Origin of the sequence: Clostridium sp. SGI.024, assembly GCF_050315195.1 — a bacterium.
GTDB lineage: Bacteria > Bacillota > Clostridia > Clostridiales > Clostridiaceae > Clostridium.
In genome coordinates this window covers 43578-54111 of the sequence record NZ_JBNPON010000013.1, presented here as the reverse complement: position 1 = coordinate 54111, position 10534 = coordinate 43578, and the positions used below count along the sequence as shown (strand labels likewise).

Annotated in this window: 11 protein-coding genes; 1 reads left to right on the top strand and 10 read right to left on the bottom strand. The window is 26.8% G+C overall.

The window, feature by feature from the left end:
- Nucleotides 1–70 precede the first annotated feature (70 nt).
- Entirely contained in the window at nt 71–193 is a 123-nt protein-coding gene (locus tag ACQRD5_RS06290; protein WP_369293040.1) for a hypothetical protein, read from the bottom strand.
- A gap of 282 nt (nt 194–475) precedes the next feature.
- On the opposite strand from ACQRD5_RS06290, the gene ACQRD5_RS06285 reads away from it, so the two are divergent.
- Complete coding sequence (locus ACQRD5_RS06285; RefSeq protein ID WP_294363647.1) at nt 476–679, top strand: hypothetical protein; 204 nt, start codon at nt 476–478, stop codon at nt 677–679.
- Nucleotides 680–932: 253 nt separating this feature from the next.
- On the opposite strand, the gene ACQRD5_RS06280 is transcribed toward ACQRD5_RS06285, so the two are convergent.
- From ACQRD5_RS06280 to ACQRD5_RS06240, 9 genes are all read right to left on the bottom strand, one after another.
- On the bottom strand, nt 933–1712 hold the full coding sequence (locus ACQRD5_RS06280; protein WP_291624839.1) for an endonuclease/exonuclease/phosphatase family protein: 780 nt from the start codon (nt 1710–1712) through the stop codon (nt 933–935).
- A 24-nt stretch (nt 1713–1736) separates the two neighbouring features.
- Nucleotides 1737–2261: a TIGR04002 family protein gene (locus ACQRD5_RS06275; RefSeq protein WP_291624838.1), complete on the bottom strand. Its 525-nt coding sequence runs from the start codon at nt 2259–2261 to the stop codon at nt 1737–1739.
- Nucleotides 2248–3087, bottom strand: coding sequence for a pyridoxamine kinase (locus tag ACQRD5_RS06270; RefSeq protein ID WP_291624837.1), 840 nt, complete (start codon nt 3085–3087; stop codon nt 2248–2250). Before ACQRD5_RS06270 ends, ACQRD5_RS06275 begins: the two co-directional genes overlap by 14 nt.
- Before the next feature lie 154 nt (nt 3088–3241).
- Nucleotides 3242–5098: a molecular chaperone HtpG gene (htpG, locus tag ACQRD5_RS06265; RefSeq protein ID WP_321129259.1), complete on the bottom strand. Its 1857-nt coding sequence runs from the start codon at nt 5096–5098 to the stop codon at nt 3242–3244.
- A 137-nt stretch (nt 5099–5235) separates the two neighbouring features.
- Nucleotides 5236–6648 carry an aminotransferase class I/II-fold pyridoxal phosphate-dependent enzyme gene (locus tag ACQRD5_RS06260; RefSeq protein WP_427746622.1) on the bottom strand — a complete coding sequence of 471 codons (1413 nt, stop codon included), beginning with the start codon at nt 6646–6648 and terminating at the stop codon, nt 5236–5238.
- 34 nt (nt 6649–6682) lie between these two features.
- Nucleotides 6683–7900 carry a M16 family metallopeptidase gene (locus ACQRD5_RS06255; protein ID WP_427746621.1) on the bottom strand — a complete coding sequence of 406 codons (1218 nt, stop codon included), beginning with the start codon at nt 7898–7900 and terminating at the stop codon, nt 6683–6685.
- Nucleotides 7901–7986: 86 nt separating this feature from the next.
- Nucleotides 7987–9342 (bottom strand): thioether cross-link-forming SCIFF peptide maturase, encoded by a 1356-nt coding sequence (gene scfB, locus ACQRD5_RS06250; protein ID WP_291624833.1) that lies wholly within the window; start codon nt 9340–9342, stop codon nt 7987–7989.
- Nucleotides 9343–9411: 69 nt separating this feature from the next.
- Complete coding sequence (scfA, locus tag ACQRD5_RS06245) at nt 9412–9549, bottom strand: six-cysteine ranthipeptide SCIFF (RefSeq protein ID WP_016208429.1); 138 nt, start codon at nt 9547–9549, stop codon at nt 9412–9414.
- A 303-nt stretch (nt 9550–9852) separates the two neighbouring features.
- The gene (locus ACQRD5_RS06240; RefSeq protein ID WP_291624832.1) at nt 9853–10527 is read right to left on the bottom strand and encodes a potassium channel family protein; all 675 of its coding nucleotides are present in this window, start codon (nt 10525–10527) and stop codon (nt 9853–9855) included.
- Nucleotides 10528–10534: the final 7 nt, after the last annotated feature.

Sequence of the window (10534 nt, the reverse complement as noted above, 5' to 3'; positions counted from 1 at the left end):
AGTCGAAGAGATAGTATTATATCTTCGACTTTTTAGGATAATAATAATAAATAAAATTTATTATTATAGATTATACAATTTTACCAAAAGTTTCGCCACCTTGTACTCTCCATGCTACGTATCTTCTTGATCCAGATGAAGCAATATAACTTAACCAAATATAGCCATAATTTACAACATATGAATCATAAATAAGACTTTCTCAATTAGTATAGCTTGCAACTATATTTCCTTGTAAACTTGGATAATCCCTTACATTAATAGTTGTATTTGGATAAAAAGTTCCTATTTCATAAATTCGTGTCATATCTTTTGCCCTTCCACATAATGGATACATCCTTTCTTAACTAAATATAATTTTACTTAGTTCGACTTAATGTGTCCACTACTTTATACTAACACCAGATTCTATAAATTTGCGTTTATAGATGCATGTTATTCTGCAAACAATCAATCTTTATACAATCCATTTAATATGTCTGATGGGGATGGGCAATCACATGCTTATTTAGGATGGATAGGTCCTGGACAAGACACATATTCTTATTATTCATTTAGTTCAAAAGTACTTAATGATTTATATTATGGAAATGATTTGAATACATCAGTTTGGAATGCGAGGGTTTTTTCAGGGGTAACTAATTATCAAATATATGGAGATTGGTTTATGAAAATGTAATGAGATGAGAATAGATATGAAAAAAAGAGTTTTTTATTAGGTGCTTTAGTTATTTGTTCAATTGTAGGGCTTAAATCATATAATTCTTTTGCAGCATATGATGCCAATGATTCATCAATCAAACTATTTAATGTTTGTAAATCTTTAAATATAATTTGTTTGATAGTTCTTTACTTAATTAGAGTTCAATTTACCATAAAAAGAAGGGGCTGTCGCCAGCGGATTTTTTTACCCGCTAACGCGACAGCCCCTATCACTCAATAATTTCTAATTCAGCACTTATAGGATAATGATCCGAAGGATATTTCCCACTCTTATTATAATATATTATTTCGCTTTTTCTAACATTAAATTCTTCTGTAACAAAAATATAATCAATATGAAGTCCTTTTTTCTTTCCTTTAAACTTGCTTAAGGTAGACATAGAATATATATCTTTTTTATTTTCTTGAACGGTTATAAATTTCTTAGCACTATACTTACCTTCTGAAAATTCTTTAATGGCTTTACTTTTTGGACTAGCATTAAAATCTCCCATTAGTATTGCTGGATAATCATCTTTTTTATGCTTATCTTCTATATATTCACATATTTTCCTAAGCCCATATTCCCTTGCTTTAGAAAATAAAAAATCTAAATGAGTATTATAAACTCTGATTATATTACCATCTTCTAATTCTATTAAAGCTGTAGTACAAATCCTTGGAAATACTGAATACCAAATAGAACTCCCTACTTTATCTGGACTCTCTGATAACCAAAAAGTATTATATTCTAAAATTCTATGCCTTGTAGAAACTAAAATATCATTTCTTTCTATAAAGTATCTTTTACTTCTTGGAACTCCTACAAAATTATAATTAGATATTTCAGAAGTAAGATCTTTAAACATTTTATTATTTAGCTCTTGCACTCCAATTATATCAAAATCATTATTATTTATAATTTCATAGACTATTTCTTTTCTTTTATTCCACCTATTATTAATATCTAAAGGAAAATCTGTTCTTAAATTAAATGTCATAACCTTCATAGGATTACCTCTTGTTAATTATATCTATTTTGCTGAAGCATGTGAAATCTTATCTCTAATCTTTATCTTATCTAAAGAATAACCTGCTACTAAGAATATTATACCACTTACTAAAGGTTGTATAAATTCTAAATATAAAGTTGCAAGTGGAGCAATAAAGTTTCCTGAAATAATAGCCCCTGCTAAATAATACCCAAAGCATCCAACAAATCCTGCTATAAATACTGCAATAATATTACGTTTGCAAATTATATTATCTGCTTTAGAAGTAAAAAATATCACCATTAAAGACTTAATTATTATTGTTGGTATAACCCAAATCATTCCACCCATTAATATATCTGCAAGACTCGCTCCAAGGGCCGCTGCCACCATTGCATATGGTGTAGGTAAAAGGACAGCTGCTAAATATATAAGGGTATCACCCAAATGAATATATCCCCCATTAAATCCTGTTGGAATATGAAATAAAAAAGCAATAGTTATACATATCATTGCTGCAAAAAGCGCTGTTAATACTATATTTTTAGTTTTATTATTTGTGTTCATTTATTAAAATCAACTCCTTTAAAAATAATTCAAACATAATTCCCTCTTTGGGACTCGAATTAAACCTAGATGTAAACTCAATTGATTTATAAATAAATTTCGTTGCATTTTTTATGGCATAATTTAAATCATGACCATTTAATAGTAGTCCTATAATTATAGAAGTAAAAATATCCCCTGTACCACTATAAGATTCGTTATTAAAATATGATTCCACCTTAAAAAATTTATCTTCTTTTTTATCATAAGCAAAATTAAAAATTTTATTATTTCTAATAACTCCAGTTATTATTACCTTCCTAGGACCAATACTTGATATTTCCTTTGCAATTTCCATTACTTTCTCATCGCTGGTTTCATATTTTTTATATATTTCTCCAGTTAAAATACAAGCTTCAGTTAAATTAGGAGTAACTATATCTGCAACAGATACTAGTTTTTTCATTTTATCACACATACTATTTGTAAATGTATCATAAATAATTCCATTATCCCCCATAACAGGATCTACTACTATTAAAGCTTTTTTCTTTTCTTTTACAAAATCTAATACTATATCAATTTGCTTTTCTGATCCTAAAAACCCACTATAAATACAATCAAAATTTATCCCTAAGTTCTCCCAAGCCTCTTTATAATTAACCATTTCATCAGTAATATCTAAGAAAGTAAATTTGTCAAATTCAGTTTGACAAGATAATACTGCTGTTGGGAATGGGCAACATTGAACTCCTAATGCAGCTAAAACCGGCATTGCTGCTGTTAAGGAACACCTTCCTATTCCAGATAAATCATTAATTGTTGCTACTTTTTTAACTTCATTCATAAGTGCACCTACTTCTAAAAGTTATTTACTTTATAATAATCCAAGATTTGCATTTTGTCTATTGTATCGATACAATTCTGTAAATATAAATAAAAAAAACTCCTTGCGGAGTTTTTAATAACTTTAATTATATATATCTTTTAGGTAATTAAATTTATAATTCAATAACCATATTTAATAACTTATTACTTCTATTTATGAAATTATCCATTTCCTCTGGTGCTAATTCTTTATTGGATAATAAGGCAAGATCAAATATATAATTACAAATTAAATTTACTTTTTCCTCTTTTCCTTCTATATCTATTGAAGATAACTTCTTAATAATTGGATTATTATTATTAACCACTAAAGTTCTTTCTTCTTTAAACATATCTGGCATATCCATACCACCAAACATCTTACTCATTTCAGACATTCTTCTTGATTGCTCTGACACTAATATTATAGCCGGTGTTTCTGAATTTTTTAAACTTTCTACTTTAACTTCTTTTACATTATTAGTTGAAACTTTACTAAACAGATTCTTTATCTTATCATTTATGTCTTTTAGCTCTTCAGCTTCATTATTTTTTAATGTTTCCGAAATATCAGAGTCTATTCTTGCAAATGTAACACCTGTTTCCTTTGCTTCTAAGAAACTAATAAAGTGATTATCTAAGGAACAATCTAATACTAAGGCATCTAAGTTTGCTTCCTTAAACATTTTAATATATTGTGATTGTTGTTTTTCATCAGTTACATAAAAAACTTTATTTTCATGCTTTTCTTTATTTTCTTCAAGGTATTCTTTTAAGGTTATATATTCACCATTTAATTTTCTAAAAATAATTATATCCTTAATTTTTTCATAGAAACTTTCATCTCTCAAGCATCCATATTTAATGAATATTTGTATATCCTTCCAGAAACCTTTGAAATTTTCTCTTTCATTCTTATAAAGAGCAACTAGCTTATCAGCTACTTTTTTCACTATATGTTTAGAAATTTTCATAACATCTTTATCTTTTTGAAGGAAGCTTCTAGAAACATTTAAAGGTAAATCTGGGCAATCTATTGTACCCTTTAATAACAGTAAAAAGTCTGGTATTACTTCTTTTATATTATCAGCAACAAATACTTGATTATTATATAATTTAACTTGACCTTCTGTTGCTTCTAATTCATGTTTTAATTTAGGGAAATATAATATTCCCTTTAAATTAAATGGATAATCTACATTTAAATGAATCCAAAATAAAGGATCATTGTAATCCATAAATACCTTTTTATAAAAGTCTTTATACTCTTCATCTGTACAATCCTTTGGTGCTTTCATCCAAAGGGGATTTATATCATTTAGAGGTTTTAAATCTTCTTCTTTTACTTCTTTCCCCTCTTCTTCTAGATATATTTCTATTGGTAAGAAAGAACAATATTTTTCTATAACTTCTCTAACTTTATAAGTTTCTAAGAATTCTTTACTATCATCATCAATAAATAAAGTTATAGTGGTTCCTCTTTCTTTTCTATCTTCAGATGGATATATCTCATATTCAGTTCCACCATCACAAACCCAAGTTACAGCTTCTGCACCTTCTATATATGATAATGTATCAATTTGAACTCTTTTTGAAACCATAAATGCAGAATAAAAGCCTAACCCAAAGTGTCCTATTATATCCTTATCCTCATTAATTTTATCCTTGTACTTATTAATAAAATCCTCTGCTCCAGAAAATGCAACTTGATTAATATACTTTTTCACTTCTTCATCAGTCATACCAATCCCATTATCTATAAACTTTAATGTTCCCTTTTCTTTATTTACTGAAACTAAGATTTTGTATTTTTCATCCTCACTTACTTCTGCTTCTCCTAAGTTAACTAATCTTTTTAATTTACTTATTGCATCACATCCATTACTAATAAGTTCCCTAATAAAAATATCCTTATCAGAATATAACCATTTTTTTATAATAGGGAAAATATTTTCAGTATGAATTGATATATTTCCTTTATTTCTCTCCATAAAAATTCCTCCTCTTACAAGAAATTATTTTATTTAAACACATAAAATATGTCAATATTTACTATAATCCATTTTTATCCTTCTTATGGTTTTTACTATGAATTGAATTAATTAATTCAAAATAATATACCAAAGCTTTAAATATCTATTATTTCAATATTTTTATCTTTAACTCCAATAACAGTTAAATTATTTCTTAAATATTCATCTATTAATTCCTTTACTTCTAAAGTAATAATTTCACCTGGACATACTGTTGGAATTCCAGGTGGGTATGGAACTATAAAATTCTTTGATATTTTCCCTAATGCCTCATTTAAAAAAACTTTTTTATACTTTAAATTTAATACTTCAAATGGTTCTAAAACTTTTTCGGGCACTATATTTTTATAGATATAATTTTTTTCTACTGAACTTATATGCTTCATATTCAATTCTTTTATTGCATAATAAAGTTTTTCAAAATCATTATCACTGTTGCACGTAGCTAAAATTAATACTACCCCTTTAGAAAAACTCATTTCTGATTGTATATTTTTCTCTTTTAAATAATCTAAAAGCTTGTGGCCACTATATCCCTCCTTTAATGTAACTAAATATCTACTTTTATCCATTATATAATTTTTATCTATTTTTATATGACTTATAATCTTAACTTTACCAAGGGAATTTATTTTTTCCTTCCAAAATTCTACTCTTTCAATAAGGCTATAATAATCCTCTTCTCCATAATTATCTAAATAATATCTTGCATAGTCTAAAGAAGCCATAATTAAATAAGATGGTGATGTAGTCATAAAAGCTTTTATGTAAAAGTCAATATTATCATCATCACTATTTACTAATAAAAATGCACCTTGAGTTAAGCTTGGTAAAGTCTTATGTGAACTTAAAACTACATAATCTCCTAATTTAGCCATAGATTTAGGAAGTTCTTTGCATATTCCAAAATGTGCACCATGTGCACTATCTATTATAATCTTTAGTCCCTTTTCCCTAAGTCTTTGTATAGTTTCATCTAATTTATACGAAATTCCAAAATAATTTGGATTAGTTAATATAATTCCCTTTGGATTATTTGCTTTTTCAAAAGCTTTAAATATTTCTTCTTCTCTAGGTGGTAAAAAAATCCCTAAATTATTATCTATAACTGCATCAATATAAACTACCTTTAATTTCCTTAATATAATTGCATTATATATTGATTTATGACAATTTCTTTCTACTAATACCTCATCTCCTTCATTAAAAGCAGAGAATATTGAGGCTAAATTTCCACATGAGCTTCCATTTACAAGAAAATAAGCTTTTTTAACGCCATAGGTTTTAGCTAAAAGTTCCTGTGCTTCTTTTATTACCCCCTCCGGGCAATGTAAATTGTCTAAGGAATCAACTTCTGTAATATCTAATGTTCCTAAAGCTTCTTTAAAAGTTATTCCTAAAGTATCTCTTAAAAAACCTTTACCACTCTTATTCCCTGGCATTGATAATATTAAATTATCTTCTTTATGATATTTTAATAACTCTTCTAATAAAGGTGCTTTATTCATTATTATCTCCTTTTTAAATATTATTAACTCTATTTTAACTATATATTATTTCTACTGACTTATCCTTAAATACTTTCATAATCACATTTAATATGTACTTCTTATCTATATTAATAAGGTTATTAAACTCTTCTGAATATACTTTATAATCACCAAACATAGTATTATATGTTGATAGTTCTTTTGCTAAAATTATATTTTGCTCTTCTCTAAACCATCTTCTTAGCTTCATAGATTTTATATAATTTCTTATATCTTCATCATTTGTTACTTTATCAAATTCATCTATTCTTTCTATACATTTATTTATTAATTCTAAGGTTTTTTCTAAGTTTTCCTTTGAAGTATTATAAGTTATTTTATAAAGCTTTATATACTTTTCATAAGAAATTTTAGTTAATATATCATATACAAGCCCATTTTTAGTTCTTAATGTATCAAATAATAAAGAATTAACTCCTTCTCCAAAGTATTCATTAAATATTCTCAATGCTTTTATTTCATCATGATCTAATTTATCTATTGGAAATATGATTTGAACTTTACAACTATTAATCCCTTCTCTTTTGTCTTTATATACTCCAAAATTATCTTTATCATAAATAATTTCTTCATTTATTTCTTCACACTCTGAATTTCCCCATGCTTCAAAATACTTTTCAATTATGTTTTTAACATTTTCAAACTCTAAAGAAGAAACTACTGCTATAGAAGTTTTGCAAGGTATATAATTTTCTTTATAAAACTCTTTTATATCTTCTAACTTAATTTTCATTAAATGATCAGCTTTACCTATAATAGGGTATTTAATTCTTCTATTTTTAAAACTATTTATAAATAGCTTATCTTCACAAAACTGCTCTAAATCTTCATCCCACTCCTTTAGTTCTTCAATTATTACTTTCATTTCTTCTTCAAAGCCTTCAGATGGAAAAATTGGATTTAAAATTATATCTGAAAAAATTTCTGTTCCTATTTCAAAATCCTCATTTAACATAGTTCCATAGTAAATAACATATGGAAAGTTTGTCATTGCATTTTGAAACCCAAAAACCTTACTTAAATCTTTGTTTATATTATCTTCTGTTCTATTTTTTGTACCCTTATATACCATATGTTCAGTTGCATGAGCTACTCCTAATAAATCTTTTTCTTTTCCAGCTCCTGCGTCTATAGATATGGACATTGAAGTTAATTTAGATGTTGTTTTTTTATATATAAGTTTTATATTATTTTTTAATGTAAATTCCATTTTATCCTCCAATAAGTATTCCTCTTATTATTGTAATATAAAAGGTTGATATTTGAACATAAGCAAATACCAACCTTTTATTTATATTATTCTGCCTTTAAAGCAATAGCACATTCAATTCTCTTCTTTTGCATTTTACAACCTACTTCATAAGGTATTTTCATATCTCCATTAAAGCTAAAGTTATTAGCTTGACAACCTCCACTACAATAGAATCTTGCCCAGCAATCTCTACATTTAGGTTTATTGTATATGTGTGCCTTCTTAAATTCCTTTCCAAGCTCTTTATTGTATGTATCATCATATATACTTCCAAGTTTAAACTCTTCTTTTCCTACAAATTGATGGCATGGATACACATCTCCTTGTGGAGTTATTGCAACATACTCAAAACCTGCTCCACAGCCTGAAATTCTCTTATAAACACATGGTCCACCATTTAAATCTACATTGAAGTGGTAGAAGTTGTATTCTCCATTTTTTTCTCTTTTTCTTCTTGCCATATCTTCATATAGTTTATCATAATTTTTCATTATTTCAGGTAAATCTTCTTCTCTTAATGCAAGAGGATGTCCCGCCTCAAGTACTACTGGCTCAATAGAAACTTCATCAAAACCCTCATTTACCATAGCCATTACATCTTCAAAGAAATCAGTATTTGCTCTTGTAAATGTTCCTCTAACATAATACATCTTACCAGGTGTTCTCTTTTTGATCATTTTCTTTATATTTGGAAGTATATCATCATAAGAACCACTTCCATCAACCTTTATTCTTACATTATCATTAACACATTTTCTACCATCTAATGATAATATGATATTTCCCATTTCTTTATCCATAAAATCCATCATATCATCATTTAAAAGAGTAGCATTTGTTGTCATTGTAAATCTAATATTTTTCTTCCACTCTTTTTCATTTTCTCTAGCATACTGTATTATTTCTTTTACAGTATCCATTATCATTGTTGGCTCTCCACCAAATAAATCTATTTCTATATTTCTTCTTGGACCACTTCTTTTTACTACGTAATCTATTGCTTTTTTGGCTGTTTCTAAAGACATAACTCCTTTATGTCCATTATATTCTCCTTCATCTGCAAAGCAATACTTACATCTTAAATTACAGCCATGAATTATATTTAAGCACACAGCCTTAATATAATCTCTGTCTTCCATAGACCCATGAGCTATATCTTCATACTTATCTTCTGAATATAACATTCCATCATTAATAAGCTCTAATATCTCTTCATAAGCTTCTTCAATAACATTTTTATCATACTTATCTGATAAAAGCTTAATAGTTTCTTCTTTATCCTTCATTCCATCATCATGAACTAAATCATATACTAACTCGTCTACTATATGAACTGCCCCTGTATTAACATCTAATACAAAATAATTTTCGCCTTGTTTAAATTTGTGTATTAAAGACATTTAACTCCCTCCAAAAGCTTATTCTAACAAAAAGTAAGCAGCAACACTTTTGTTGCCGCTTTCTCTTAATTAGTTTTCACACTCTAAATTTGCAACTGTACAAGATGTCTTGCAAGCTGATTGACATGAATTAGCACATTCTTTACAACCTGGTTTTACTAAGCTATTTTTAATATTTGTTTTATTAATTGTCTTAATATGTTTCATGATTATACTCCCCCATAACTAAAAATACTCCAAAATTATAACACAATTAATTTATTAATAAAAGATATAATTATACTATTTCTCTATCATTTAACTAAATATCCATTGTTAGTCAAATTAGCCACTAATCTTCATCTATAATCCAAATTTTAAATATTGATTAAATTTAATTATTTGTTATTATATATATGTAAGCTTTAGTAGTTTCCAAGTGGAATGAAATAGCCATTAACAGATAAAATCTGGAGAGTGATTTTGGCAAATCACTCTTTTTTACTATTTATGAATATACTATATTTTATTTTACTTATGATTTAAATATTCTTCAAATTTTCTAATAGAACTTTTCTTACCTATAACAACTATAAAGTCATTTTCCTTTAATATAAAATTAGGATCCAATTCAATTATAGTTTCTTCATCTCTTTCTAAAGCTATAATATTTAGTCCAAATTCATTACGTATTTTAGATTTTAATATTGATTTTCCATCAATTACTTCAGTAACCCTAAGTTCTTCTATGTGAATATCATTATTTAATTCAATAAATTCAAAGGCTTCTTCATTTAATAATCTATTTGCTATTCTAATTGCCATATCATTTTCTGGATACACAATTTCAGCCCCTATTTTCTTTAATACACACCCTTGCTCATAAGTGTTAGCTTTTGCAATAACTCTTTTCACGCCCATATTTATTACATTTAAAGTTGTTAAAATACTAACATCTATCTTTTCACCTATACACACAAATACAGTTTCACAATTTTGAATTCCAGTCTCCTCAAGTGCCTCTTTTCCTAAGTTATTTACTACAAAAGCATTGTCTGTTAAGTTTCTTATTTGTTTTATTTTATTTTCATCACTATCTAAAACTATAACTTCTTTTCCTGCTTCTATTAATGTCTTAGCCAGAGCAAATCCAAATCTTCCTATTCCAATTATTCCAAACTCTATAGATACTTTATGATTAAACATATTATCC